Genomic DNA, 25,609 nt, shown 5'->3' on the forward strand with positions numbered 1-25,609 from the left:
GGCGAGATGGCCCGCCGGTAGAACCGGACTGGCGCCTGGAACACTTTAATGATCATCGCCGTCTCCATCTTGGCGGCAATCCTTGCAATAGCCGAACACTTCGAACTTATGCTTCACGACTTGAAAATTGTCCGGCACGACCGTCTGATCCATCGGACAATGCGTAATTGGATATGTCTTGCCGCATTGCAGGCAGATCAAATGATGATGATGGTCATGCTCCCGGCAGTGAAGCTTGAAGCGGACGCCCTCTTCGAAGACGACCTGTTCCAGCACGCCGAGTTCTTCCATTACGCGCAAATTCCGGTATACGGTATCGAAGCTGAGACCGGAATAGATGCGCCCCATATATTCATAGACGTCCTTAGGTGACATATAACCAGGCGAATCCGCGAAAAGCCCGGCCAGTGTCTTGCGTTGGTCGGTTATTCGCAGCCCTTGAGCCGCCATCTTCTGAACGATTTCATCCGTAGTCATCGTAAGCAAGCCAAACCCTCCGAATCCACACAATCTTCTAAAACCATAATGCCCGAAATCGTTAGCGCCGTCAATGCAGCCTCGCCGGGTTCTATTCATTAGACATATGGAGGCATATGGCAAAAAAGGCTGCGGAGAGTACGCCACATCGCGTACTGCTGCCGCAGTCTCAGACCTATCCGCCTACCAGCGAAGCTCAGGGAGCGGTGTAAAGAGCATAGAAATCGGCAAGTTGCCGCCAGGCGCGATCGTAAAGACGATCTCAACCGACTCTTCTGTCGATCCGGTTCGGTACAGCACGCCCGCGGAGTTCTGGTCTTTAATAATGCTGCCGTTGGCCGGCAGCGCCACTAGCTTGCCGTTGACAAGAAACGCACCCATGTAATAGCCGCCGCGCGGATTCAGCGAGATGAGCGTATTCGGCGCAACGCGGTTCAAATTCATCGTATACATAACGCCAAAGTTGCCCTTATTGACTTCCAGATTGCCGGTCAAGCCGTCGTAGCCGTCTTGGAAAGTATCAAATTTCCCGTCGCCGATCACCATGCGCTGCGGCTGGCTGCCAATGACATCATTCAGCTCGATCTCCCGGTTCGTTCCGTTGAACGTGCCGCGAACGTGAACGTCACGCGTCATGTATTCCAGATTAGGCAGCTCAGCAACCGGATTCTTGCCCTCTCGCACGACGACGACCTGGAAGTCCAGACTCTGGTCGGTAACCAAATCGGCGAATGCCGAGAACACTTCACTCGGCTTGATCGCACGCTGCGAGATAATTGGCAGAACTTCCTTCGTCTCGCCCGGCTTGACTGTCATCCAGGTCGTAGCCGGCTTGGAAGCAAGCGAAGTCAAGTAACGCATCGTCGACGCTTTACCTGTCGCCGATACTTGAGGGTTCGGTCCGCCAATTCCGTTCGCGTTCAGACCAACGTTCGCCGTTGTACCGCCATAATTGGTCGCGAGCAAGTACATCTTAACCGGTGCGCCGACATTATTCATGTTATGGAACATGAAACGCACTTCACCGAGAAGCTGATCCTGATAAGCGATCCCTTCCTCCGTCCACGTCTCCGGACTGTTGCTCCGCACCATCTGAGCCGGTTCGAACACTGGCGTGAAGTTAATCGTCGAGTACTCTAGTACACTCGCGCCGTTAATGGGATAGATGTCTCCAACCGGTGTGAACAATTTAACATATTCGTCGCGCGTATATAATACTTCGTTCGATACCGTTACCGTCTTCGTCACTTGCGAAGTCAACCCATGGCGGTCCGTCACTTCGAGCGTGACCGGGTAATCGCCTGCCTCGAAGAACACTTTCTCGTTACCCGTCCACTTCGTCGAAGTGATCGAATTCTCGTCATCCGTGCTTCGGTCCGAATAGATGACGTTCTCGCCGATCCGGTAAACGCTCTTCTCGGTCGAGAAATCGGCAACCGGAGGCTGGTTCGGCGCTTTGACGACGATCGTGACGGAATACGGATCGCTCCACACGCCGTTGCCGTCTTGAACTTGCCGGGTGATCGTATAGGTGCCTGCTTGATCGAACACCGTCAGGTTGTTCGTCCACGACTCGTTCGCGATGCCGGTACCGCTAGGCACGACCGACTTGTCGATATATTGAACCGTCGTCTGCTGCGCATAGATCTCCGCTGGCGCTACTTCGAATGCCGCAGTCGGCGCCTTCGGCGCAGTCGACCACGTAAGCGTCATGACGTTGCCGATCAGCGACAGGTTTGCGCCCGTCAATTGCGACCACGATTTGACCGGTATCATAAACGTGCCCGCTTGATTGATAGCCGGACCGTTCAGCATGATTTTCTCGCCGTTCTTCAGTACGGTCTTATTGTTCGGACTGAACCGGAGCTCGACGCCGTCCTTCGTCGCCGTCGACTGCTTCGTCGCCGCGATGTATCCAACTTTATAGCCGAACTCAACCGCAATTGCTTTCAGCGGAATATACGAAGTTCCGTTGATGAACGAAAGGGGCTGGGCAGCCGTCGTCTTCACTCCGTTGTGAAGGATGACCTTGCTGTTCTTGTTCATCGTAATTTTGTCTGTCGGCGCAGCCAATTGTGCGCTCGTTGTCGTAATCGATGTCGGGACGGCTGGCGTATTAACAGAGGATGGAACGCTTGTATCCGCCACCTCTGTGCCTGGAGCCTGATTCGGATCCGAGCCTTCCGCTTGAACTGCCGTCTGAGAGACGGCTACTTGTGCAACCAATAGAGATAAGAGCAACAACCATTTCAGCTTTTTCAAAACAACGACTCCTTCTGCATTCTGCTTCTTCTCAACGTTTTCAGACACTTCTTGCGTGCCTGTATCTAAGAATGCCTATATGCATTGGACGCCTAGCAGCATACAAAGGTTGCGTATGGAAGCCGGGTTGTCAAACTTTTGCCACATTTACATCCGAATTGGAAATCCAATCCATCAACCATTCACTTTCATATTCATCATAAAACTGCCCGCCATAACGAGAAACATCACGAGGCTTGCAATGCCTAGCACTTTGCGTCTGAGAATTAGTGATTGGATCTTGGAAACTTCCGCTTTCGTATGTTTCGCTTCCGAAACGGAGCGATGGGCGAACAAATATGCGATAACGCACACGACAAACACAATGTTGGTCATGAACCAAATGCCAGTCCACATGGGCGATCAGCCTCTCCTCTTATTCAAAATAAATAACCGCCAGCCGGAACGCCGCATCGACCGGCCGTATCCGCTGGCGGAATCCTATTAACATGCGAGGCGCCAAGACGGCGCCGCTTGTCCAACTTCGAACACACCGTTATAAATACCAGGTGTTCAGAATAAGGCCGAATACGACTGCGCTTACGACAGCTCCCGCGAACGAAAACCATCCCGTGCGGAACCGCAGTTGAAACATGCTCAGCACGCCAAAGCTAAGCAGCGAGAAGATAAGCATAATGAATACGGCTCCGAGTACGAACAACCCCGCCGAAACACTGCTGACGTCGACAAGTGTCATGAACAATCCTCCTAAATTGATATACAGCCGTCGCTGCATATACATACCTCGCTACATTATAACGAAAGCGTGACAGCGTTACCAGTAGCTGCATGCGTCGAAATCATGACAAATCGTCACCAACGGATCGGCATTTCGTAATATTGTCGGTTCGCCGGTTTTTTGCGGAGTTTGATTTGGAGTATGCCATCCTTGCACAGCGCCTTGCACGAACGGGGCAGCACCTGCTTCGCAAGCGGAACCGTGTCCTTCTTGCCTTCCGGCAAACCTTCGATCCGCACTTTATCCTCCCTTACGAGAAGCCGCAGCTCCGAAGGATGCACACCGCGCGGAATCGGCCATTTGATGACAATAAAATGATGTGTTTCAAACGTTTCCGCCGCATTCTGCCCAGCCAGCTTCCCTTTCTCTTGTATCGCATCCGCCATCATCGATTTCACGTAATTTGCGACCCACCCCGTATCTTTGAGCGCATCGAACCCGCGCGGAAGCTGCTGCGTCTTCATCCATTGCTCCATATCGTCCCATTTCGTCATGCTTCCCGCCTCCTACGTAATCCGCTGATATCCATCACCCAACACCCTATAATATGCGATTAGCCCAAACAAGGTACTTCGGCCGCCTAAATCCTATGGGCATGTGCGGAACCAATGGGCGAATGCCGCATACGATAGCGTATATCGATATTCGAATAAGGAGGTTCGAAGCGCATGCCAGCTGTCGTAGGCTTCGTCAACATTACAAGCGTCGGCTCCAGCTCCGTCGTTCAGTTCGGCGATACGGTCCAAGTATCGCCTTCGAGCAACTCCAAAACGTATGCAGGCGCAGGTTCATTCCTGACCGGCGGGTTAGCGAACTCCAACAACGCCCTTAGCGCCACCAACACACTTGATCCCGATGTACAGGACAGCACACAAAACCAAGTCGGAAACGGCGTTAACGTCATATGAGCAATTGGACGATTTATCAGCAGATTACGATTCAACAGCTTCGTGTACAAAGCGTATCGAACAGTTCTGTTCTTCAAGTCGGCAGTGCCGGTTCGATCCGCTCGCTGTCGCAGCTGTACAACTCCGGCGGATTTACGGGACCTGCCCCGCAGTTAGGGGAAGAAAATCCGCTCTCTTTCGTCCCGCTTCCGAATCCGGCTTAAAGAGGCGAGGTGCGTGTGCATGACGTCGTCGAACAATAGCGGTATACCGCCAGCAAGCCAACCCCCGCAGTCATCCGAGTCAAGGCCGCAGCAGGCTGCGTCGGGATGGCCGGGATGGCCGGCCTGGGTTGCCCAGGTGCAGAACGCTTTGAGACTGCAGCAGGAACAGATCATGATGCTGCAAAAACGTGTCGACATGTTGTCCGCGCAGTTGAAATCAGCCGAAGCTAAACCAACTTACAGCATTGATAAAATCGAGTATCATTTCGATCAATTAAAAATCGAGAAGCTCGACGGCACCTTAAACATCGGCATTCAGCCTCCTGCTGACGGAAGCGAAAGCAATATCGACCAGCTCATTGTTCAGCAAGCGAAAAATGGACACGGCATCGGTATCACGGGCGATGGGAGCGGAGACGGCAATAACGTTGTGGGGTCCGGAACAAGCGGCACACCGAACGTGTTCCCGTCGGCAGGACCGGCAGCGACGAATCTGCCGCCTCCTTTTGACAATATCCAACGGAGAGTTAACCAGTATATGGAACAACAAGGAGCTGAGGCATTAGCGTCTCTGGAACAGGAGATCGGATTGCCGCTCGATCCTTATCACCGCAGAATTGTCATCGAGGACATTCGGCGCCAGCTTCCGACACGCATTCAGTTCTATATGCAGCAGATGAAGACTAACAATCCGGATTCCGACACACAGCCGTTCACCGTTGAGGAACAGGTGACAGGCAAGACGATCCGGGACATACAGATGGCGTTCCGCCAATACTTGATGAAATTGAGCACGAATGGTTCCGGACCTGAAGGAGGAGGCATACTGCAAGCATGATTTTCTACGTGGTCAATCATGAAATATGCGTCGGCTCAATCGAGGTGTTAGGTGTATCCAGCTCATCGCTGCTGCAAGTCGGCGATAATGATACGATATCGCTGTTCTCGATGTTCGATACGCCTCCGGAGTCGGTCGTAGTCGGACAGCTGGCACCGCTTGAGCTGCCTGAAGGTTTCGAGAATGCGGAAGGCGAACGGAGGCCGGACGGCGGATCCGGGCCGGTAACGATCAAGCTCAGATGAGAATGAACGGCGTTACTTTTTATATTCCAGGTGCCAATTTGCCGGAACCGACCTTTCTGTCTCTCGACGATACCAACATACGCACATCGGAAGTTCAGGGCATTTATGTGAATACGCTCTCGCAAGCGGGTATGCTGCAAATCGGCGACCGTTCTGAATCGAATGCGGTTCTTCGGGCGCTCGCCGTACAGCGGCAGGAAGATCACCCTTATGCGGGGGATGTTTTTTTTGAATCGTATGTTATATTCGACAGGCCTATCCCTGCATTCATCGATGCCAACGATCCTGACAGCTTTGTCGTCACGCATAGATGGAATGCATGCCCGGTTATTTCGGTCGGGTGCATTAGCATTACAAGCGCTGGCGCAGCAGCGCAGATTGTCATCGGCACCGGCCAGACGCACCGCTCCGAGGCGCGCATTAAACATATTCGCCAGTATAAAGGCAGGCACTCGCTTCCGCCTGCTTATCCATAACATGCGGCACCGTGAAGCGGCGTATGTGATGCCAGGCCGATTACCGGCTGTTCTTCGGCAGCAAACATATAGGCGAATGTTGAAATGATTTGCAACCGGTATAAACGTCTATATCAATGGCCCTCCTGCCACATACATTAGAAGTGTGAGATCAACCTTCACACACAGTACCAAATAGGAGGTCATGAACTATGGGATATCCTGTTGCAGGCATTGCAGGGGGCCACGGCTGCAGCCCTGTTGGGGGCGTAGGCGGCTTCTGCACTGGCATCGGCGTCATTCTCGTTCTCTTTATCCTGCTTGTCATCGTACTTCGCGCAGGCTGGTTCTGATTCCGATGCGAATGCGATAAATAGTCAATAGGGCCGACGCCTGCGGTAATCGCGGGCGCCGGCCCTTTTGGCGACGTCTCATCTTGGATATATCTCAGACCTCCGTAACTTCATGCACGCTACACTTTGCGCCCCAATATAACGACATCCCGTTCCACGCCATCCAGCTCGCAAGCTCCGGGCAGCAGCCCCCATTGCTGAAAACCATGCTTATTCAGCAGCCGAAGACTCGGCTTATTATGGCCGAACACGAAACCAAGCAGCGTCTTAATGCCGAAGTCTCCACACGCATGAATGGCACGGTCTAACAAGAACCCCCCAATGCCGGTTCCGCGGTACTGGTCAGCAATATATATGCTTAGCTCTGCCGTTGCGTGATAAGCCGGCCGGCCGTAGTACGGCTGGAAGCTAAGCCACCCCACCATCTCCGTGCCGTTATGCGCGACCCAGATCGGCCGCGTACTCCAATCCCGGTTGCGGAACCAAGGCAGACGGCTTTCAACGGTCACAGGCTCCGTATCCGCCGTAACCATCCGGCTCGCTACCGTCGAATTATAGATTGCGACGATCGCAGGCAAGTGATGCTCTTCTGCCGTCGTAACTCGTATCTCTATCCCCACCGTTCATCGCCTCCCTGACCGTCATTCTGAAAGTAATAGCATCATGATGGAAACCTAACGGGCGCCTCGTTGGACGCCGCATTCTTATTATCGCATAGATAGCGGACACGCTCCAGAACGGACATTTAATCGTTCGCAGCAGCCCGTCCACACTTGATTCTCTGCCAACGGTCGCATACAATTAGGTTCATTATGCGTATAACCTCGACAATCCGGGTCGAGGGTTTCTACCGGGAACCGTAAAATCCCGATTACCATCATGCTTATTCGGCATGGATGGTAATCGGGATTTTTTTATTTCGTTGAAGGAGATGATACTGTCATGAACACTGCGAACAAATTGTTAAAGCGAATCGAAACAGCAGCACACAGAGCTGTTGCCGATCTTATTATTCAAAACGGAACGATCGTCAATGTATTTACGGGTGAGGAGATGAAGGGCGATATCGCCATCGCAGACGGCGTGATCGTTGGAATCGGCACGTATAAGGATGCGAAACAAGTCGTGGACGCAGCCGGTCAATGGGTGCTTCCTGGATTAATCGACGGGCATGTCCATATCGAGAGCTCGATGCTGACACCGCCTCAATTCGCCCAAATTGCCGTTACGCACGGGGTGACGACGGTTGTGACCGATCCGCATGAAATCGGCAATGTAATGGGTTCCGAAGGCATTCAGTATATGTTGGAAAAGTCTATTGGACTGCCGGTCGATATATACGTCAACCTGCCGTCATGCGTACCGGCAACTCCGTTCGAGAGCAACGGCGCCCGTCTCGATGCGGAACAGCTGCGGCCGTTCTACAACGATCCGAACGTCCTCGGTCTCGCCGAGGTGATGGACTTCCCTGCTCTATCCAGCGCAAGATCGGACCTGTTGGACAAGCTTGCGGACGCACTGGATCATGGCGCGCATATTGACGGCCACGCTGCCGGCATATCGCGCGAGCAATTGAATCTATATATGGCAGCCGGCATTCGCACCGACCATGAATGCGTCAACGCCGAAGAAGCCCGGCACCGGCTGGATCTAGGCATGTATTTGATGATCCGGGAAGGCACGGTCGCCAAAGATTTGGAAGCGATCCTGCCAGCTGTTACGCCGAGAAACGCCCGAAGATGTCTCTTCGTCACTGACGATAAGCTCATAGACGACTTGCTGGAGGAAGGCAGCGTGGATCACAATATCCGGCTCGCTATCCGCAACGGTCTAGATCCGGTTACCGCCGTTCAGATGGCGACGATCAATGCGGCGGAATGCTTCGGCCTTCGCGATCGCGGCGCTATTGCGCCTGGTTATCGAGCAGACCTTGTTATCGTCGACGACTTGAACCAACTGTCAATCCGGCAGGTGTTCAAGGACGGCAATCGGGTCTATAGTGACGGCCAGCTCCATCTAGAATCTTTTCCGAATGCTGCTCCGACCCCCGATAATGGAATACTAGCGAAAAAAACAATGCGCAGCGGCATGAAGCCGATTCACGCCGGCGATCTGGTCATTCGGCCGCAATCAGACAAGTGCAGCGTCATTGGCATCATTCCGAACTCACTAGTCACCCATCATCTTCAGGAGCAGATTACGTTGAGCAGCGACGGGACATTCATAACGTCCGTGGAACGCGACCAGTTGAAACTGGCCGTCGTCGAGCGGCACCGCGCAACCGGCAATATCGGGTTAGGCATCGTGAAAGGTTTTCAGTTGCTTCGCGGCGCTATTGTATCATCGGTTGCCCACGATTCCCACAACATCATCTGCGCCGGTGTCTCCGATGCCGACATGATGGTTGCAATCGAGCATGTTACCGAGATAAACGGCGGTCTTGCCGTCGCTGTTGACGGCAGCATTATCGCATCGTTGCCGCTTCCGATTGGCGGATTAATGTCCGATCAGCCATTTATAGTCGTATACGAGCAAATGAAAGGATTGAACCGTGCACTCAAGGCCATCGGCGCACCTGGTCATTTTAATCCCTTCCTGACGCTGTCGTTCTTGGCGCTGCCCGTCATCCCTCAGCTCAAGCTGACGGATCTTGGCTTATTCGCATTCGAATCCAACCGGCACATTGCGATCGAGGCGGAATCGGAATAACGTGTTGTCAGTCCGTTACGCGACCGACGTGAGGCGAGGTTGCGATATGAGCTGGTTACGTGATACCTGAACGCAAAAACGCAGCCAATCCCTACTTGAACTGCACCCCAATTGTTAGACACCATCTAGCAATTGGAGGTACAGTTCATACTCGGATCAGCTGCGTTTTTCTAACTCAATTTGGTCAGTTCCCGGTACTTGCCCGCATACTTCGTCACACTCTGAACGAATGTGGCATGCGACCACGTGAGCGGCGCCACCGACAACGGGCCGCCGTCGTGCGGATTCAGCTGCTCCGGGAGGACGCCGCTTTGAAGCGCATGATCGACGACCCACTGCAGCGTGCGTTTCGGGCCTTCGAGATCTTCCAGCGACTCGGCGGATTCGATCTCGTAGTTCGCCACCCATAGCGTGCATATGATCCATGGGTTACCCGGCACTTTCTCGATATCACCAGACTGCTGGAAGTAATAATCGTTCGTATAACGGGCGATGCCTCCTACATGCGTTCGAACGCTTAAGCCTTCTTTGATCGCTTGCATCGTCCGGACGACACGTTCATCATCGACCGGCAGCACGCCGAATTCCCAGATCGCGAACAGACTGCTTTCAAGCGTCATATCTTTGACCCAGCGGTTATCTTTCTGCACAAGTCCCCGGGCGAACCGGCCCGTTTCCTCGTCCCACAAATGCGTTATAATACCGTGCTTAATCGATTGCGCCGTATTCCGGTAATAATCGCTTCGCTCATAGTCGCCGAACAGTTCCGTGAAGTATGCGGCTGCCATCAGTCCGCCATAAACGGATGAGGCCGTATACGTCCAAATGCCGTAACGTTCCTCCCATAAGTCGTAGCTCGGCTTCGGCAGCGACATCGAATGCTCCATGTATTGCGTCAAGAAATGCGCCGCTTTGCGGATCAGATTCGAATACAGCGACTGGGGCAGTTCGATGACTTGGTGGCGGGTATAGTCTTTCCATAATGCAAACAGGACGAGTGCGGTCTCGTCTTCTTGAATCGGCAGCCTGCGGCTTCCTTGGACGATATAGGGATGCCAGCTTGATCCGACCGTTCCATCCGGATTGTATTTATGATACAAATACCCTTCAGGAGCGAGCGCCTGCGCGCAGAAATGAAAGAACGGGGCGATGACGCTGTGGAAGCCTGCTGCGGACATTGACTGGGCGATCAACGCGCCGTCCCGCGGCCACATATAGCTGTAATGATCTCGATTGTATTGCAAAATATCGGTGTCGTTCGCCGCTACAATCGCACCGCGCTCATCTGTCTGCGTTCTGACGATTAACAGGCTTTGCTTGAAGATGCGTATGACGTCGTCAGGCAAATCGCCCAAATCTTTCTCCGCCCGGTGCAGCCAATGCTTCCAGTAGATGACCATTCGGCTCAGCAGCTTCTCCGGATGGTTCTCCTGTACGTATTGGTTAAGCTCCTTCACTTCCTCCAAGCCTTTGCCGATCGTCATCCAGTAGTAGACGGTTTTCTCGCCTCCTGGCGGTACGATCGTCCGGAAGCTGATCGTGCTGTCAACCGACCCTTGCGCGATCGAATTGCCCATCAGAACGCCGTCTTCCGCATCCCGCCAAGTGCCTTCGGCCGATTGAAACCGTTTGATACCGGTCGAATACTGCATGATGCCGCCTTCATCGGAAAATCCGTTGAACATAAAGTACGACGACCTCTTGTAATGAAACAACGTATGGTTTTCCGGAAAATATGCGGCCGTATCGCCAACTTCCGAGCCGTCAATCATCAGATCCTGATGAAAGAACATCCGGAACTCGCGGGGCTCGCCCGCAAGATTGCGGACGACCACGCGTTTAATATATATGCATTCCCGTTGATGAATACCGTCGTTCATATGAAGCTGGACGCCGAGCGCCTCGTGCTTCGCGATAATATTCGTCACCAATGAGCCCTCGATATAGTCGAGCTCGAACTTCCAGCCCGGATCGTCCAGCCACGCGAAGCGACCGGCAACCCAAATACCAAAGCGGCACGTCTGGCCTCCGACATGGTTGAGCTGTCCGACATAAGGATAATAGATATCCCGGATAAAACAATGATTGTCAAGATTGAGAAGCATCTTGCCATTACCAATCACGAGATGACGGGCCATCTTTCTGTCTCCTTTCGCAGAGGCAGCAGTTCAGCATACAGGGACATGTACGATTTGGCAGAACGGCTCCAGCTATGGTCTTCCTTCGCGCCATTCGCAACGATTGTTTTCCAAGCTTCCTCGTCTTGGTACAATGAGAGCGCTCTTCTGACGGTATGAAGCATATCGTGTGCATTATAGTTGGCGAATGTAAACCCGTTGCCCGTTCCAGTATATTCATCGTACGACTGTACCGTGTCTCTAAGCCCACCCGTCTCGCGAACGATCGGCACCGACCGGTATCGGAGTGCTATGAGCTGGCTAAGGCCGCACGGCTCAAACCGCGACGGCATAAGGAACATATCCGAACCCGCGTAGATCCGTCTAGCCAGCCCCTCGTCATAGCCGAGTCTGACATGTAACTGCTCGGGACGCCACTCTGCAGCGGCCCGCAGCATTTGCTCGTAGTAATAATCGCCCGCGCCAAGCACGACAAGCTGAATGCCTTCGTCTAGCAGCGGCTCAATGACATGTTCTATCAGATCGATGCCTTTCTGCTCGACAAGACGAGTCACGATCCCGATAACTGGAATGGATTCAGACTCCGGCAGTCCGAGCTCTTGCTGAAGCGCAAGCTTGTTTTTGCGCTTGCGGGCGATCGATCCTCGGTAAGGGGTATGAAGCGCAGGATCGTTCATGGAATCGTAGCTGTCCGTATCAATTCCATTCAATATCCCATGCAAATCCGACGCGCGCCAACGAATGACGCCATCGAGATTCTCGCCCCAATGCTCCGTCTGAATTTCTTCGGCGTAGGTCGGACTTACCGTCGTCAGCTTGTCCGCATATTGCAAGCCCGCTTTCATACAGTTAGCCGCGCCGTAGAATTCCAGACCGCTTGTCCAAAACCATAAATCATCCATCCCAGCAAGATCCTGCAGCAATTTCTGTCCGAATACCCCTTGGTATTTCAAATTATGAATCGTAAATACCGTACGGACAGAACGGCACAGCGGATCGTACGCATACCTCGTCTTCAGCAGAAAAGGCAGCAGCGCTGTCTGCCAATCATGGCAATGGATAATGTCCGGAATAAAGCCGAAGTGCGGCAAACATTCCGCAATCGCGAAATTGAAGAAGACGAACCGCTCCGGATCGTCTTCGTAGCCGTACAGTCCATCGCGATTAAAATATTGTTCGTTGTCGATCAGGTAATAAATAACGCCGTCGATTTCGGCGCGAAGCAAGCCGCAATATTGGTACCGCCATCCGAAGCGGAACGAGAACGTATGAATCGTCTCGAACCGCTCTGCGAATGAAGCGGGAATGCCGGCATACTTGGGAAGCACTACGCGCGCATCCGCTCCGCGTTCGTTAAGCGCCTTTGGCAGTGCGCCAACGACATCTCCCAGCCCGCCGGACTTCGCCAACGGGACAGCCTCCGAAGCAGCAAACAATACATTCACAGCACTTCCCCCTTACAGTTTTAGATCGTTTTGCGTTTCGCGGCGACGAACGGCAAGCCTGCCGCACCGCGAATGTCCCGGCCATGCTCAATAACAACGTCCTTATCGAGAATCGCGTAATCAAGCACGCTGTTCTCGCCTACAATTCCGTTCTGCATCACGATGCTGTTGCGGATAATCGCCCCTTTGCGGACGTGAACGCCGCGGAACAGTACGCTGTTGATGACCGTGCCTTCGACGACACAGCCGTTGGCCACAATGGACCCGGATACTTTGGCCCCTTCCAAATACCGGGCAGGCGGCTCATCCTTCACTTTCGTATATATCGGCCCCGGACGGAAGAACAGCTCCTTCCATACATCCGCCTTGAGCAGCTGCATGCTATTGTAATAGTAGCTGTCGAGCGTATTGATCATGCCCAGATAGCCGTCGTACATATAGGCGCACACGTTGAGCTTATCAAGCCGCGACATAATCGAATGGCGGATCAAGTGTTCCTGTCCTTGCGCCAGCGATGTCTCTACCAGCTCCAACAACAGATCGCGGCGCATGACGTAAATTTCGGTCGACAGCAAATTGCTGTTCAGCCGGCCGAAATGATCCTGCATTGCCGTAATACGTCCGTCAGCATTCACCTCAACCTTGCGGCTTCTGCCGGGGATGAAGGAAGCCTGCCTTTTGCAGACGACCGTTATATCAGCGCCTTGCTTCTCATGGTACGCAATGACCGGCGCCAGATCGATATTGCAGATCACATGACTGCGCGCAAAGACAACGTATTCTTGCTGGCTTCGCGTGAAATAATCCCGGTTCTGATACATATGGTAAAGGTCGCCGCGGCGCAGATCTTGGCTGTCTTCTGTCGTCGGCGGCAGGATGAAGAAGTCGCTCTGACGGTTATGAAGATCCCAATGTTTGCCGGAGCCCAGATGATCCATAAGCGACCGGAATTTTGTATGCGCGAAGACGGCAACTCTGGATATCCCGCTATTCACCATGTTCGAAAGAATAAAATCGATCAGCCGGTAACGGCCGCCGAACGGCACCGTTGCCGGGCAACGTCCAGCCGTCAGCCCTTCCAAATCATCCGGCTCATGAATCAGATTAATAACGCCCATCACTTTATTTTTCACGACGGTTCGACCTCCAGCAGCGTTTTGTAATTGGCAACGAATTCGTCGCTGCCGACGACGGTCACCGCCGTTTGATCCGGATGTCCGATTGTGACGCCGTCCGCGATAACAGCACCATCGCCGACAATCGTCCGATACAGCTTAGCACCTGCACCTACCCGCGCATTCGGCATGACGACCGACTCCCGGATGACGCTGCCGGCCCCTGCATGCACGCCGTAGAAAATGACAGAACGGTTCACTTCTCCCTCGATCAAGCAGCCTTCCGTAATGATGGATGACACAATGCGCGCCTGCGGAGCAATATATTGCGCCGGCCGATTCGGGCTCACCGAATAGATGCGCCATTCCGGATCGGTCAGATCAAGAGGCGGACGGTCGTCCAGCAAATCCATGTTCGCTTCCCACAAACTCTCAATTGTGCCGACATCTTTCCAATAGCCCTTGAACGGATAGACGAACATATCCATGCCGTCTTTCAGCATCGCAGGCAATATATCTTTGCCGAAATCATTGGAAGAGTGGCGGTTCGCCTCGTCCCGAATCAAATAACGCTGCAGCACCGGCCACGAGAAAATATAAATACCCATCGATGCCGTATTGCTTGTCGGCACCTTCGGTTTTTCTTCGAATGCGGTAATCCGGTCCTCATCGTCCGCATGCATGATGCCGAACCGGCTCGCTTCCTTCCAGGGCACTTCGATACCGGCAACCGTAACGTCCGCTCCCGTCTTCTTGTGGTGAGCGAGCATTTTTTCATAGTCCATTTTGTAGATGTGGTCACCAGAGATGATGAGCACATACTCAGGGTCGGAACGGTCAATGAACCCCATATTCTGGTAGATGGCATTCGCCGTCCCTTTGTACCATACGCCGCCCTTCTGCTTAACGAATGGAGGCAGTATGGCCATACCGCCATCGCGCCGGTCAAGTCCCCACGGACTGCCGATACCTAAATAACGGTTCAAATCAAGCGGCTGGTACTGCGTCAAAACACCAACAGTGTCGATGCCAGAATGAGCGCAATTGCTGAGCGTGAAATCGATAATGCGATATTTCCCGCCAAAGTAAACGGCCGGCTTAGCCAAATCTTTCGTCAATACGCCGAGTCTTTTGCCTTCTCCCCCGGCGAGCAGCATGGCGACCATTTCTTTACGCCCCATAGACATCCACTCCTAGTTAAAATAATTGTGGCGTGTTTCCTTCATAACGGAATAACAAAAACGAGAAAGAATGAAGCGAAAACGCAATGCTATGTCCACGCCCGTGATAAGAAATCGGGTCGCTGCATATGGTATAGGTCACGCTGCCTTCGGCACTTTCTTCGCTATCGCCAGTGTGCAGCAGCAAGCTGTAAAGGCCAGGCTCAGGAACGCCAATCCGGTATTCACCGTAATCGTTCCGCGAGAAATTACAGACGACGACGGCGATTTCATCGACGTCCCGTCCCCTCCGTTCAAAGCTAATGACGCTCTGCTCGGCGTTATGTACATCGATCCAGCGGAAGCAATCCGCTTCCGTATCCCGTTCCCATAAAGCCGGAGTGCAGCGGTAGATGGTGTTCAAACGCCTTACGTAACGGTGCATGCTGTGGTGCATCGGGTAATCAAGCAGCATCCAGTCGAGCTGTTCAAGATCTTTCCATTCATCGAACTGCCCCCACTCGCCGCCCATGAACAGCAGCTTCTTGCCGGGATGTGTAATCCAGTAGCCGTAAAATAATTTAAGCTGAGCAAATTTCTCTTCGTATGAACCAGGCATTTTGTGCAGAAGTGATCTTTTGCCATGTACAACTTCGTCGTGGGATAGCGGTAACACATAATTTTCCGAGAATGCGTATAGAAGTGAGAACGTGATGAGGTCGTGGTTGTGTCTGCGGTCGGCCGGGTCAAGCTGCATATAACGCAGCATATCGTTCATCCAGCCCATGTTCCATTTGAAGTTGAATCCGAGTCCGCCGAGGTAGGTAGGTGATGTGACTGCAGGCTGAGCTGAGGAATCTTCGGCAATCATTAGCGTCTCGGGATAGTAGTGAAATACGACTTCGTTCAGCGTCCGCAGAAAACGGAGCGCGTCTAAATCCTCTTTGCCGCCATAGGGGTTGAGCGTACAAAGCTCAGGCGGTTTATCCATATGAAGATCGACCATGTGGGCAACTGCATCTACCCGAAGGCCGTCGATATGATAAACGTCCAACCAGTATAAAGCGTTCGAAATTAAATAACCGACTACTTCGCTTCGTGCGAAATCGAAGGATAGCGTTCCCCATAGCGGCTTGTCGGCTTTGCGCCAATTAGGGCCTTCGAAGAGCGGCGTGCCGTCGAATTCGCGGAGTCCGTGATCATCCCGGCAAAAATGGCCTGGAACCCAGTCCATGATGACGCCTATTCCTTGCTGATGGCAGCGGTCGACGAAGTGCATTAGCTGCTTCGGTGTGCCATATCGGCTGGTAGCTGCATAAAAGCCGGTAATTTGATATCCCCAAGACCGATCGAACGGATGCTCAGCGAGCGGGAGCAGCTCGATATGGGTATAGCCCATCGATACTGCGTAGTCAACTAGCTGGTCCGCCAGTTCACTGTAGGAGAGGAACAGCTCCTTGCCGTGGATCTTCCAGGAGCCGGCGTGCACTTCGTAAATAAGGAGCGGTCGATCGAAGGAACTTCGCTTGTTCGCCATCCAATCCGAGTCGCCCCATTCGTAACCGTTCAGATCAGTTACAAGCGAAGCAGTATTCGGTCTAAGCTCGGCGCCGAATGCATAAGGATCGGCTTTGAGCAATATGCGCCCGTCTGCGGTAACGATTTCGTACTTGTAGGCTGCACCTTCTTGGATCCCCGGAATGAATCCGGCCCATACGCCGGTGCTTCCGAACCGTTCAAGCTCACTGCCGGTTCCATCCCAGTCGTTAAAATCGCCGGCAACTCTTACAGCGGAGGCGTTAGGCGCCCATACAACAAATCGAACGCCCGACTTTCGTTTCCATTTCATTCGGTGAGCACCGAATGTCCGATAGCTTTGATACAGCGCACCTTCGTTAAATAGATAAACATCATGCATGGTTAGTCCATAAGGCGGCGTGGCTGTTCTCGGCAATGTAACACCTCCTGTCAGACATACCGTCCATATTTATTTGGTTAGCAAGCTTCTCTCGGTGATTAGCCTTATTATACAAAGCTGAATGAAAATTTGAAACCCTATTTTCAAAATTAATGGAAAGTTAATTTACACGAATATCACACAAAATTCTCATAAATATGACATAATTCTCGTCAGGTAAGAGTAGATTGTTGTCCGTTGATGCGGTTAATATAGTAATGCTTCGTACACCACCCTTTGCTGACGGCCATTCTCGTACAATTCGCCCATCCGCAAACCGAAGGCTCCTTCGCCCCTCTAGTCTTTACCGTCTGCGGATTGCCATGCCGGCGCATTCGTTGGTGGTGCATAGAGCAAAGTCCCTTCGCTTTAACAGGCTTTGTACAATCGTTAATGTCACATGTATTCGAGTTCATCGTGCGCTTTCCCCCTGCTGTTTTAACAATACTGCTATTCGATGAGCAAATACTATCATAACGAGATTTGATGCCCGGATAAAGCGCGATAAGAGACCAAGCAAGCCCCGCAGCACCTTCCGTTATCGGAATAGGCGCTTCAACGTCCGAATCGTGCGCACAGGTTTAAATTTTTAAATAAAGCACTTACTTTGCCAACTCTAAACCGCTTACTTTGGAAACATCCGGAACAAATAGCTATTTTGTATCATTGTCCGTTCCTGCCGCTAACAACTATACTGTTTCATGAGGATGATTTATTTAAGAGAGAGGAATGGTAGGATATATTTCGCCACATCTTTCATACAATCGAACAACCGCTCGCTGTCGTTCGACGCTACGGCCGTTCCTTCACTATTATTGAAGCCAATCCATCGTTTATCCGATTAACCGGATACGATAAACATAAATTGACTCAAACGCCGTTTCGACAGCTTTTCCCAAGATTAGCCGATATTAAAAACGCAATTCTTCCGGAGGGCCTTTCGGAAACGATGCTCGAAACTGGTTCGGGCAACCAGAAATTGGTCGAGCTAAACGTGAAGTCGATCGATGCGCACGACGAGGAAGGCCGGCCAATGTTTCTGATTATTGCCAAGGATATGAGTGCCGAGAAATGGTTAGAACAACAATCGAGAACTGGAAAAGCCTTGTACACAGGCATCTGCGACAGCCAGTACTTGATCCGGATGTTCAATACGCATGTCCAGCAGACGATGTCCGACATATCGATCGTGAATCAATCGATTTTCGATTATTTGGATCCGTCCGAGCACGATACGATTCGCGAACAGCTCTTAAGCTGCGGTATGGCCGAATATCCGTGCGATATCGTCGTGCACACAATTAAATTCGATGAGCTGAGCGAACTTGAGCTGCGCGCCACGATCTGCATTATATTCGACGGATTCGGCCATATTCAGCAGTACGCCTTCTCCGTCTGGGATATGCGCGAATCCGAGGAGGCCGATCAGCCGGGGATGAAGCTCAAAATATGGATGGCCAAACGGGATATTTCGGCGAGCCAGTTATCGGCATTGACCGGCATTTCGATGCAGACGATCTCGAAGCTTCGCAACGGTAAAATATTGAAGCCTCAGCGGCTGACCGCAGAGCTGGTCGCTTCCGAATTAAATGTCGACGTCAATACGCTGTGGCCGGAGATAGGCAGACGCTGATCGTTCCGAATTATTATATCAGCCCCTTTGATTGTTATATGTATGAGCCCAAAAGGCTGATGTAAAATACATATAACACATGCAAAGGGGCTGATTTGTTTGATATCATCGAAACTATCCAAAATGTTATATGGCGGCGATTATAATCCTGAACAATGGGATAAAAGCGTATGGCCCGAAGACATGCGAATGATCCGTCTGGCTGGCATGGACATTGCAACTGTCAACGTATTCTCTTGGGCGATGCTTCAGCCAAACGACGAGACGTATGATTTCTCTACGCTCGACGAGATAATGGATATGCTGCACGCGAACGGCATATACGCATGTCTTGCTACAAGCACAGGAGCCCATCCCGCTTGGATGGCCCGCAAATATCCGGAAATATTGCGCACCGACTTCGAAGGACGCAAGCGCAAATTCGGAGGAAGACACAATTCGTGTCCGAACAGCCTTGTCTACCGCACGTATTCGACAAAGCTTGCCGACAAAATCGCGGAACGGTACAAAAATCACCCTGCGCTGCTGCTCTGGCATATTTCGAATGAATACGGCGGCGAATGCTACTGCGATAATTGTGCGGCAGCATTCCGTGGCTGGCTGCGCAACAAATACGGCACGTTAGATAAGCTGAATGAACAATGGAACACGAAATTCTGGGGCCACACCTTCTATGATTGGGAAGAAATCGTGCCTCCGAATATGTTGAGCGAGCAATGGTCCAGCCGTCATACCTGCTTCCAAGGGATTTCGCTCGATTACACGCGTTTTAACTCCGACAGCATGCTCGATTGCTATAAACTGGAGTATGCGGAGCTGAAGAAACATACGCCTGACATTCCAGTAACGACAAATTTGATGGGGGCCTATAAACCTTTAGACTATTTCAAATGGGCCAAACATATGGATATCGTCTCGTGGGACAACTACCCTTCCGCCGATACGCCATTCAGCTACACCGCAATGATGCATGATCTCATGCGAGGCTTGAAGGACGGCCAGCCGTTTCTGCTGATGGAACAAACGCCGAGCCAACAGAACTGGCAACCATACAACTCGCTTAAACGCCCTGGTGTCATGTCGCTATGGAGTTATCAGGCCGTCGCGCACGGCGCAGACAGCGTCATGTTCTTCCAGCTTCGCCGCTCCGTCGGAGCATGCGAGAAATATCACGGCGCATTGATCGAACATGTCGGCCATGAACATACGCGCGTATTCCGGGAGTGCGCCCAGCTTGGCGGCGAGCTTGTACAATTAGGCGACAAGCTGCTCGATTCCCGCGTATCTGCGAAGGTCGGCATTATTTTCGACTGGGACAACTGGTGGGCAATCGAATATTCGAGCGGTCCGACGATTGCGCTCAAGTATACAGACGAAGTCCACAACTATTATGATGCCCTGCATCAACAGAACATTGCTGTCGACATGGTCGGCCTCGATGCCGACTTCAGCCAATACGACGTACTGATTGCTCCGGTTCTCTATATGGTCAAACCTGGCGTTGCCGAACGATTGGAGCAGTTCACCGCGAATGGCGGAACGTTCATTACGACGTTCTTCAGCGGAATCGTGAACGAGAACGACATTGTGACGCTCGGAGGATACCCAGGCGAGCTCCGGAAGCTGCTCGGCATCTGGGTCGAGGAGATTGATGCGTTATTCCCGAACCAAACGAACCGAATCATCATGAAAGATGCTGCCGGTTCGCTGGCAGGCGAATATGAATGCAGTCTGCTGTGCGACCTCCTTCACAGCGAAGGAGCGGAAGTCTTCGCCGAATACGGCGAAGACTTCTACCAAGGCATGCCGGCGCTCACGCGCAACCGGTTCGGACAAGGCGATGCCTGGTATGTCGCATCCAGTCCAGAACCCTCGTTCCTGCAAGGCTTGCTTGGACAGATTTGCGCAGACCGCGGTATCCCCCCGATCATCCCGCCGAAAGCAGGCATCGAGACGACGCGCCGCACGAAGGACGGGCAATCATATGTGTTCGTACTTAACCATAATGCCGATGCGCAGACGATCGAGCTTGGCAGTGTCACTGGAACTGAGCTGCTGACGGAATCGAAAGCCGAGGGACAAATCGTCATTGCAGGACGCGGCGTACTTATCATCGAAGAAAAATAACATAGTCAAACGAATGGGCAGAGCGCGGTCTCTGCTCATTCTTTTTTATATTCAAAATAAAAAAAGCCGCTTTGCAAGTCATGACTTGCAAAGCAGCTTCACGCCGAAATGCTTTATGCCTTCGCCTTCTGGTTACGCTCTCCAGCCGGAACGAATCTGGCACTCGAACTGGTTGTCCCCGACGATGCCGATTCCCCTCTTTGCCCTTGATAGGCCGGTTTTCCGCCTAACAACAACCATGTGCCCGGTATATACCGGAACAGCAAATGAACGGCAAGAAGCGATACGAGAAGCGCGGCAGCAAATCCGCCCCAGATCCAGAATACATACTCCGAGACGAACGGGGAAATGCTGGCTCCTGTCTTCCTGTAGAGTGCAAGCACCATCGGATGGACAAGATAAATAGCGAACGACAGCTGGCCAATTACCGACAAAAGCCGGATCAACTTATTAGCCGCGAACAACCGGTGCAGTTGGAATGCGGCGAACAATAAGAAATAAGCAGACAATAGCGTATGCACGTTCCAAAGCAATTCGAACAGCAGAGAGTTGAACCGGGTATGATGCAGCCTCGACATGTACCAGATTGCGACATGAACGACTGCAACCGCCAGCCAACTCAGAGATAAGGCCAACGTTGCCGTACGGTGAACAACATTCATCTGCTTCCATCCGGATGTCAGCCAACCGCGCAGCCGGTCGAAATAAATCGCCGTAAAAGCGCCTAGCATATAGTAAGACAAATACGTAATCGCCAAGCTGCCCTTCGGCACATACCATTGGAAGTTGTACTCATGATTAAGCAATACGTAGCCCCATTGAAGCGCTAAGCCGACCGGAAACGCCCATATTGGAGCCCACTTCAATTTCTTCAATACAATCAGGAATAAAGGGAATAATAAGTAAAACTGCACATTAATAAATACAAAATATAGATGCGTATGCATCGAACCCGTCAACAGTTTCTTCACAAACCTCGCGTACTCATCATGCCAATTGAGCCAAGGAGAGTGGTTCAATCCTTTATTGAACAAGAAGTAAGCGATCGAGATGAGAAGATAAGGAATAATAATGTATAACGTTCTCTTCCGGTAGAAGCGTGCGATCAACGCTCCCGTATCAGGTCTATTATAGTAATTGTAAAATAAGACAAAACTGCTAAGAAAAATAAAACACGGCGTCCCGAATTTAAAAAATATGTTCATGACATTGAAGATCGGAAAATACTTGGAATGAATGCCGTCCACTGCTGCTGCCGTTGAGGACGAATGCACGCTAATTACGCCGCAAATGGCGAAAAACCGAAATAGATCAAGCTGCGGAAGCTTAAGCGGGCGCTTCAGCGCTCCATCTCGCATGTAATCCCTCCTGAACTCATCGATTATTCTCTTTTAATATGAATATTTTCGCATAGTTGTTTAATATAGACGACATAAATCTTTGTAAAGTTTCACCAAAGTTAAAAAAAATAAGCTTGCCGTCTATTAAGTATAGACGACAAGCTTATTTAATCTATCGGGTTACGCTAGCACCGATTCCGTATAAATACGACTCGTTTCACTCCAAGTTTCGCCCGGTTGAAGGGTGATGAAGCCTTTCGTTTCATTAGGCAGATCGACATTCGGCGCATCAACCAAGTTAATTTGCGGCTCAGGGCAGAAGTAGCCTGCTGACGCGCCATTATTCCAAATCATCCATTGTTTGTATTTAAGACCTGCATCGTATACAAGTTTCACGCCGATGCGATGATCAACGATTTCGCAGAAGTTGCGGCCGTCGACCGGTGCCGCGGAATAATGGTTGTCGAGCGCTTCCGCATACGGCCATCCGCCTTCCGGACTTTTCATTGCCGCTTCCGCTTCGGTCATCGGGATCGTGTCTCCTGTCGGAAGCATACGTCCGTCAAGCTCCCAACGCACGCCAGTTGTTACCCGAGCCGTTACATCCTCACGCTTGCCGCCTTGTGCGAATGGCGCATTGAATGCGGTATGGAAACCGAGCATGCAAGGAAGCACTTTGTCACCTTTGTTCGTGACGGTACTCGTCTGCGTTAGGCCGTTCGAAGAGAGCGAATACCGAAGGCGAAGCTCGAACCGGTGCGGAAGCAGCTTATAAATGCTGTCGTTCTCGTCGACCTTATACGTAACGACGACGAAACTCTCTTCTTCGTTCGCCCCGTGTTCGACCACTTCCCACTCGTTGTCCGTGAAGAAGCCGTGCAGATGATTGCCCGTTGCCTTCTCGTTGACCGGCAGTTGATATTCAATGCCTGCAACTTCGAATTTACCGTCACGGTACCGGTTCGGCGGGAACAATACCGGGATGCCGTACACAGCTGGCGATGCAAGAAACGATTCCATCTCTGACTCAGCTGGTTCGCGCAACATGCGGTAGCCCGCTTCTATATCGCGGAAAGCAATCAAATTCGCCCCAACGCCCGGCAACAGTGCCGCTTCGTACTTGCCATGCCGAAGCCATAACGCTTTTACCCCATTAAACAATCCGAACACGGATTCATTTGCCATATTTGATCACTACCCCTAATCGCATTATTATATTCAAGTTGTATGTACAACTTCCCTCACCTTATCTATTATACGAACAGTAAGGCTGCAAGAGCAAACGATTCCTTCATTATTCGGAGGAAACATCTTCTATCCCTATTATTGGCGCAACTTTTATTCTTTCTCCTACGTTTCTTATTCAATCCATGTTACAACCATAAGACGACAGACGGGGGTTCGACTATGCGCATGAGAACATTCATCGCCTCTGCCGCGATTGCGGCCACTGTACTGACCAGCGGGTGCAGCTCAGCAACGAACCAGCATAAGCCGATTACACTGGAACAGCGCGAACAACTGTCCGAAAGCATCGATCAGACGATTGTGCAATCATCCAATCATTTTGGCCTCCGGCTTCATGAGCAGCTTGTCAAATCGGAGTCTGGCCACAACGTGTTCCTGTCTCCGCTTAGCATCTCGACTGCTTTTGCCATGGCAGCGAACGGGAGCAAAGGCGACACGCTGAACGAATTGCTTCATGTGCTCGGGTGGGACGGGAAGTCTGCCCAGGATTTAAATGCCGCCTATCAACAGTTGCTCAGCCTCATCTCCGAACCTGGAGCAGGCGTCGAGCTCCGAATCGCCAACTCGATGTGGTCAGATAAGAAGGCAGCCCTCCTTACCGCTTTCACGGACACGCTGCACCAATACTATGGCGCAGAGCCGAAGCAAGCCGATTTCACTGATCCGCACAATACCGCTAAGCAAATCAACGGCTGGGTATCCGAGCATACGAATTCGATGATCAAAAAGCTGCTCGATGCGGATTCCGTTAATCCCGATACCGTGCTCATGCTATTGAATGCCATCTACTTTAATGGAGAATGGAAAGAACCCTTCCGTAAAAGCGATACGTCCGACGCCCCTTTCCATTTAATTGACGGCAGTGATGTAACGGCAGCCTTTATGTCGCAATCCGGACAATTCGAATACAAGAAAACGGATTCTTACGAAGCAATCCGGCTGCCATACGGAGAAGGCCAGATGGCGATGACGATCGTCCTGCCCGCAAACGGCAAAACGCTGGACGACTTCCAACAGTTGCTGTGGAATGGCAAAATAACCGTCAGCGACCGCTTCGCCAAGCACCGCGGCTCTATCCGGCTTCCGAAGTTCAAGATGGAATATTCAGCAAAGCTAAACGATGCTCTGCAAAAGCTAGGCATGAAGCTGCCGTTCGACAGCAATGCCGCCGATCTGTCCGGCATAACCGGCAAGCGCGATCTTGTCATCTCGAAAGTGCTGCACAAGAGCATCATCGAAGTCAGCGAGGAAGGGACAGAGGCCGCTGCGGTTACCTCAATCGAAACCGTAGCGACTTCCGCACCAGCAGTCGACCCCGTCCCGTTCAATATGAACGTCAATCGCCCGTTCTACTTCGCGATCGAGGATTTGCAATCCGGCGTTCAATTGTTTACCGGTTCAATGTACAATCCAGCTTCAGCCTCAGATGAATAACGGAATAACGGAAAACGTCCATCCGATTTATTAGCCAACTCATAAATCAACAAGAGGCTCCCGAATAACGTTTCGGGAGCCTCTTCGTACGGCGTAAACCTCTTATTGGTGATTACTTAATCTCATTCCAGAACGACACTTCGTCCAGCGTCAGCCTTACGGAAGCGTGCGCTTGAACCGCTGCTTTGCCGACTGCGATCAGCATTACCGTCTCATAACGGTCCGGAACGTTGAAGAACTCATTAAATTGGGCTTTGTTGAATCCGCCCATCGGCACCGTGTCATATCCATGCGCCTTCGCGACGAGCATGAACTGCATCGAGATTAGTCCTGCGTCCACTAATCCGATATCTTTGGCAATTTCGGCATTTCGATATGGAGAGCTGTCGCCCGTAATGCGGTCGACCATCCGTTCCTTCGTTTCCGCATCCATAAATTTCACATCAACTGCCCGGCTATAGATCGTATCGGCATAACGGTACGATTCTTTATCCGCCAGAACCGCGATAACATGCGAAGCATCGATGACTTGCTGTTGATTGAAGGCAATCGGAAGCAGCTTCTCTTTCAGGCTCTGGTCGTCAATAACGAGAAAACGCCAAGGCTGAAGATTGCTCGAAGACGGCGCCAGCGTCGCTTCTTGCAGCATTTGTTCCATCTCTTCGCGCGTAATGCGGAAGCTTGGGTCGTACTTACGGACAGAATGACGCTCGCGGATAACCGTTTGGAACTCTGGGCTCGAAACTTGATTAGTTGTAGTCATTGTAGGTTCCCTCCATTATCT

The 25,609-nt window shown here is 51.7% G+C and carries 25 protein-coding genes and 1 riboswitch; of the genes, 10 read left to right on the top strand and 15 right to left on the bottom strand.

The window, feature by feature from the left end:
• Positions 1–45 precede the first annotated feature (45 nt).
• From PKO01S_RS04250 to PKO01S_RS04270, 5 genes are all read right to left on the bottom strand, one after another.
• Complete coding sequence (locus PKO01S_RS04250; protein WP_127530194.1) at positions 46–477, bottom strand: Fur family transcriptional regulator; 432 nt, start codon at positions 475–477, stop codon at positions 46–48.
• Between the two features lie 183 nt (positions 478–660).
• Positions 661–2,739 carry a stalk domain-containing protein gene (locus PKO01S_RS04255; RefSeq protein WP_127530068.1) on the bottom strand — a complete coding sequence of 693 codons (2,079 nt, stop codon included), beginning with the start codon at positions 2,737–2,739 and terminating at the stop codon, positions 661–663.
• A 174-nt stretch (positions 2,740–2,913) separates the two neighbouring features.
• Positions 2,914–3,135, bottom strand: coding sequence for a hypothetical protein (locus tag PKO01S_RS04260; protein ID WP_127530069.1), 222 nt, complete (start codon positions 3,133–3,135; stop codon positions 2,914–2,916).
• Between the two features lie 139 nt (positions 3,136–3,274).
• Positions 3,275–3,475 (bottom strand): hypothetical protein, encoded by a 201-nt coding sequence (locus PKO01S_RS04265; protein WP_127530070.1) that lies wholly within the window; start codon positions 3,473–3,475, stop codon positions 3,275–3,277.
• Between the two features lie 116 nt (positions 3,476–3,591).
• Complete coding sequence (locus PKO01S_RS04270; RefSeq protein WP_127530071.1) at positions 3,592–4,011, bottom strand: Hsp20/alpha crystallin family protein; 420 nt, start codon at positions 4,009–4,011, stop codon at positions 3,592–3,594.
• Positions 4,012–4,185: 174 nt separating this feature from the next.
• Here PKO01S_RS04270 and PKO01S_RS04275 point away from each other — a divergent pair, with 174 nt between their 5' ends.
• The 6 genes from PKO01S_RS04275 (at position 4,186) to PKO01S_RS28665 (ending at position 6,519) form a co-directional block, all read left to right on the top strand.
• Positions 4,186–4,425: a spore germination protein gene (locus PKO01S_RS04275; protein ID WP_127530072.1), complete on the top strand. Its 240-nt coding sequence runs from the start codon at positions 4,186–4,188 to the stop codon at positions 4,423–4,425.
• A complete protein-coding gene (locus PKO01S_RS04280; protein WP_127530073.1) occupies positions 4,422–4,628 on the top strand; it encodes a spore germination protein GerPB in 207 nt (68 codons plus the stop codon). Before PKO01S_RS04275 ends, PKO01S_RS04280 begins: the two co-directional genes overlap by 4 nt.
• A gap of 19 nt (positions 4,629–4,647) precedes the next feature.
• The gene (gene gerPC, locus PKO01S_RS04285) at positions 4,648–5,466 is read left to right on the top strand and encodes a spore germination protein GerPC (RefSeq protein WP_127530074.1); all 819 of its coding nucleotides are present in this window, start codon (positions 4,648–4,650) and stop codon (positions 5,464–5,466) included.
• Positions 5,463–5,711: a hypothetical protein gene (locus tag PKO01S_RS04290; protein ID WP_127530075.1), complete on the top strand. Its 249-nt coding sequence runs from the start codon at positions 5,463–5,465 to the stop codon at positions 5,709–5,711. The genes gerPC and PKO01S_RS04290 overlap by 4 nt, the downstream gene beginning before the upstream one ends.
• Complete coding sequence (locus PKO01S_RS04295) at positions 5,708–6,187, top strand: spore germination protein GerPE (protein WP_127530076.1); 480 nt, start codon at positions 5,708–5,710, stop codon at positions 6,185–6,187. Before PKO01S_RS04290 ends, PKO01S_RS04295 begins: the two co-directional genes overlap by 4 nt.
• A 191-nt stretch (positions 6,188–6,378) precedes the next feature.
• The gene (locus tag PKO01S_RS28665; RefSeq protein ID WP_164779474.1) at positions 6,379–6,519 is read left to right on the top strand and encodes a hypothetical protein; all 141 of its coding nucleotides are present in this window, start codon (positions 6,379–6,381) and stop codon (positions 6,517–6,519) included.
• 119 nt (positions 6,520–6,638) lie between these two features.
• On the opposite strand, the gene PKO01S_RS04300 is transcribed toward PKO01S_RS28665, so the two are convergent.
• Positions 6,639–7,139 (bottom strand): GNAT family N-acetyltransferase, encoded by a 501-nt coding sequence (locus PKO01S_RS04300; RefSeq protein ID WP_127530077.1) that lies wholly within the window; start codon positions 7,137–7,139, stop codon positions 6,639–6,641.
• A gap of 174 nt (positions 7,140–7,313) precedes the next feature.
• Positions 7,314–7,412: riboswitch (purine riboswitch) on the top strand.
• 49 nt (positions 7,413–7,461) lie between these two features.
• On the opposite strand from PKO01S_RS04300, the gene ade reads away from it, so the two are divergent.
• Positions 7,462–9,228 (top strand): adenine deaminase, encoded by a 1,767-nt coding sequence (ade, locus tag PKO01S_RS04305; protein ID WP_127530078.1) that lies wholly within the window; start codon positions 7,462–7,464, stop codon positions 9,226–9,228.
• Positions 9,229–9,398: 170 nt separating this feature from the next.
• Here ade and PKO01S_RS04310 read toward each other — a convergent pair whose 3' ends face one another.
• The 6 genes from PKO01S_RS04310 to PKO01S_RS04335 all read right to left on the bottom strand — a co-directional run bounded on the left by PKO01S_RS04310 (position 9,399) and on the right by PKO01S_RS04335 (position 17,459).
• Positions 9,399–11,366: a glycoside hydrolase family 15 protein gene (locus PKO01S_RS04310; RefSeq protein ID WP_127530079.1), complete on the bottom strand. Its 1,968-nt coding sequence runs from the start codon at positions 11,364–11,366 to the stop codon at positions 9,399–9,401.
• On the bottom strand, positions 11,348–12,811 hold the full coding sequence (glgA, locus tag PKO01S_RS04315) for a glycogen synthase GlgA (protein WP_127530080.1): 1,464 nt from the start codon (positions 12,809–12,811) through the stop codon (positions 11,348–11,350). Before glgA ends, PKO01S_RS04310 begins: the two co-directional genes overlap by 19 nt.
• Before the next feature lie 20 nt (positions 12,812–12,831).
• Positions 12,832–13,944 carry a glucose-1-phosphate adenylyltransferase subunit GlgD gene (gene glgD / locus PKO01S_RS04320; protein WP_174818544.1) on the bottom strand — a complete coding sequence of 371 codons (1,113 nt, stop codon included), beginning with the start codon at positions 13,942–13,944 and terminating at the stop codon, positions 12,832–12,834.
• The gene (locus PKO01S_RS04325) at positions 13,941–15,107 is read right to left on the bottom strand and encodes a glucose-1-phosphate adenylyltransferase (RefSeq protein ID WP_127530081.1); all 1,167 of its coding nucleotides are present in this window, start codon (positions 15,105–15,107) and stop codon (positions 13,941–13,943) included. The genes glgD and PKO01S_RS04325 overlap by 4 nt, the downstream gene beginning before the upstream one ends.
• Before the next feature lie 16 nt (positions 15,108–15,123).
• Positions 15,124–17,040: a 1,4-alpha-glucan branching protein GlgB gene (gene glgB, locus PKO01S_RS04330; RefSeq protein WP_127530082.1), complete on the bottom strand. Its 1,917-nt coding sequence runs from the start codon at positions 17,038–17,040 to the stop codon at positions 15,124–15,126.
• A 176-nt stretch (positions 17,041–17,216) separates the two neighbouring features.
• Positions 17,217–17,459 (bottom strand): hypothetical protein, encoded by a 243-nt coding sequence (locus PKO01S_RS04335; RefSeq protein WP_127530083.1) that lies wholly within the window; start codon positions 17,457–17,459, stop codon positions 17,217–17,219.
• Positions 17,460–17,794: 335 nt separating this feature from the next.
• On the opposite strand from PKO01S_RS04335, the gene PKO01S_RS04340 reads away from it, so the two are divergent.
• Together PKO01S_RS04340 and PKO01S_RS04345 are read left to right on the top strand one after the other, a co-directional pair.
• Positions 17,795–18,676: a helix-turn-helix domain-containing protein gene (locus tag PKO01S_RS04340; protein WP_281278831.1), complete on the top strand. Its 882-nt coding sequence runs from the start codon at positions 17,795–17,797 to the stop codon at positions 18,674–18,676.
• A gap of 99 nt (positions 18,677–18,775) precedes the next feature.
• Positions 18,776–20,803: a beta-galactosidase gene (locus PKO01S_RS04345; RefSeq protein ID WP_127530085.1), complete on the top strand. Its 2,028-nt coding sequence runs from the start codon at positions 18,776–18,778 to the stop codon at positions 20,801–20,803.
• A 113-nt stretch (positions 20,804–20,916) separates the two neighbouring features.
• On the opposite strand, the gene PKO01S_RS04350 is transcribed toward PKO01S_RS04345, so the two are convergent.
• Together PKO01S_RS04350 and PKO01S_RS04355 are read right to left on the bottom strand one after the other, a co-directional pair.
• The gene (locus tag PKO01S_RS04350; RefSeq protein ID WP_127530086.1) at positions 20,917–22,161 is read right to left on the bottom strand and encodes an acyltransferase; all 1,245 of its coding nucleotides are present in this window, start codon (positions 22,159–22,161) and stop codon (positions 20,917–20,919) included.
• Positions 22,162–22,323: 162 nt separating this feature from the next.
• Positions 22,324–23,328: an aldose 1-epimerase gene (locus tag PKO01S_RS04355; protein ID WP_127530087.1), complete on the bottom strand. Its 1,005-nt coding sequence runs from the start codon at positions 23,326–23,328 to the stop codon at positions 22,324–22,326.
• A gap of 222 nt (positions 23,329–23,550) precedes the next feature.
• Between PKO01S_RS04355 and PKO01S_RS04360 the strand changes: the two genes are divergently transcribed.
• Positions 23,551–24,825 carry a serpin family protein gene (locus PKO01S_RS04360; RefSeq protein ID WP_164779475.1) on the top strand — a complete coding sequence of 425 codons (1,275 nt, stop codon included), beginning with the start codon at positions 23,551–23,553 and terminating at the stop codon, positions 24,823–24,825.
• 112 nt (positions 24,826–24,937) lie between these two features.
• On the opposite strand, the gene PKO01S_RS04365 is transcribed toward PKO01S_RS04360, so the two are convergent.
• Positions 24,938–25,588: a nitroreductase family protein gene (locus PKO01S_RS04365; RefSeq protein WP_127530089.1), complete on the bottom strand. Its 651-nt coding sequence runs from the start codon at positions 25,586–25,588 to the stop codon at positions 24,938–24,940.
• Positions 25,589–25,609 lie beyond the last annotated feature (21 nt).

Origin of the sequence: Paenibacillus kobensis NBRC 15729, assembly GCF_004000825.1 — a bacterium.
Classification (GTDB): Bacteria; Bacillota; Bacilli; order Paenibacillales; family Paenibacillaceae; genus Paenibacillus_T; species Paenibacillus_T kobensis.

What these genes read in the sequence shown, in the direction of transcription:
- PKO01S_RS04355 (WP_127530087.1), bottom strand. Translation starts at nt 23,328, where the DNA reads ATGGCAAATGAATCCGTGTTCGGATTGTTTAATGGGGTAAAAGCGTTA.
- ade (WP_127530078.1), top strand. Translation starts at nt 7,462, where the DNA reads ATGAACACTGCGAACAAATTGTTAAAGCGAATCGAAACAGCAGCACAC.
- PKO01S_RS04270 (WP_127530071.1), bottom strand. Translation starts at nt 4,011, where the DNA reads ATGACGAAATGGGACGATATGGAGCAATGGATGAAGACGCAGCAGCTT.
- PKO01S_RS04275 (WP_127530072.1), top strand. Translation starts at nt 4,186, where the DNA reads ATGCCAGCTGTCGTAGGCTTCGTCAACATTACAAGCGTCGGCTCCAGC.
- PKO01S_RS04265 (WP_127530070.1), bottom strand. Translation starts at nt 3,475, where the DNA reads ATGACACTTGTCGACGTCAGCAGTGTTTCGGCGGGGTTGTTCGTACTC.
- PKO01S_RS04295 (WP_127530076.1), top strand. Translation starts at nt 5,708, where the DNA reads ATGAGAATGAACGGCGTTACTTTTTATATTCCAGGTGCCAATTTGCCG.
- PKO01S_RS04280 (WP_127530073.1), top strand. Translation starts at nt 4,422, where the DNA reads ATGAGCAATTGGACGATTTATCAGCAGATTACGATTCAACAGCTTCGT.
- PKO01S_RS04325 (WP_127530081.1), bottom strand. Translation starts at nt 15,107, where the DNA reads ATGGGGCGTAAAGAAATGGTCGCCATGCTGCTCGCCGGGGGAGAAGGC.
- PKO01S_RS28665 (WP_164779474.1), top strand. Translation starts at nt 6,379, where the DNA reads ATGGGATATCCTGTTGCAGGCATTGCAGGGGGCCACGGCTGCAGCCCT.
- PKO01S_RS04260 (WP_127530069.1), bottom strand. Translation starts at nt 3,135, where the DNA reads ATGTGGACTGGCATTTGGTTCATGACCAACATTGTGTTTGTCGTGTGC.
- PKO01S_RS04335 (WP_127530083.1), bottom strand. Translation starts at nt 17,459, where the DNA reads ATGAACTCGAATACATGTGACATTAACGATTGTACAAAGCCTGTTAAA.
- PKO01S_RS04250 (WP_127530194.1), bottom strand. Translation starts at nt 477, where the DNA reads ATGACTACGGATGAAATCGTTCAGAAGATGGCGGCTCAAGGGCTGCGA.
- PKO01S_RS04360 (WP_164779475.1), top strand. Translation starts at nt 23,551, where the DNA reads ATGCGCATGAGAACATTCATCGCCTCTGCCGCGATTGCGGCCACTGTA.
- PKO01S_RS04350 (WP_127530086.1), bottom strand. Translation starts at nt 22,161, where the DNA reads ATGCGAGATGGAGCGCTGAAGCGCCCGCTTAAGCTTCCGCAGCTTGAT.
- PKO01S_RS04310 (WP_127530079.1), bottom strand. Translation starts at nt 11,366, where the DNA reads ATGGCCCGTCATCTCGTGATTGGTAATGGCAAGATGCTTCTCAATCTT.
- gerPC (WP_127530074.1), top strand. Translation starts at nt 4,648, where the DNA reads ATGACGTCGTCGAACAATAGCGGTATACCGCCAGCAAGCCAACCCCCG.
- PKO01S_RS04365 (WP_127530089.1), bottom strand. Translation starts at nt 25,588, where the DNA reads ATGACTACAACTAATCAAGTTTCGAGCCCAGAGTTCCAAACGGTTATC.
- PKO01S_RS04290 (WP_127530075.1), top strand. Translation starts at nt 5,463, where the DNA reads ATGATTTTCTACGTGGTCAATCATGAAATATGCGTCGGCTCAATCGAG.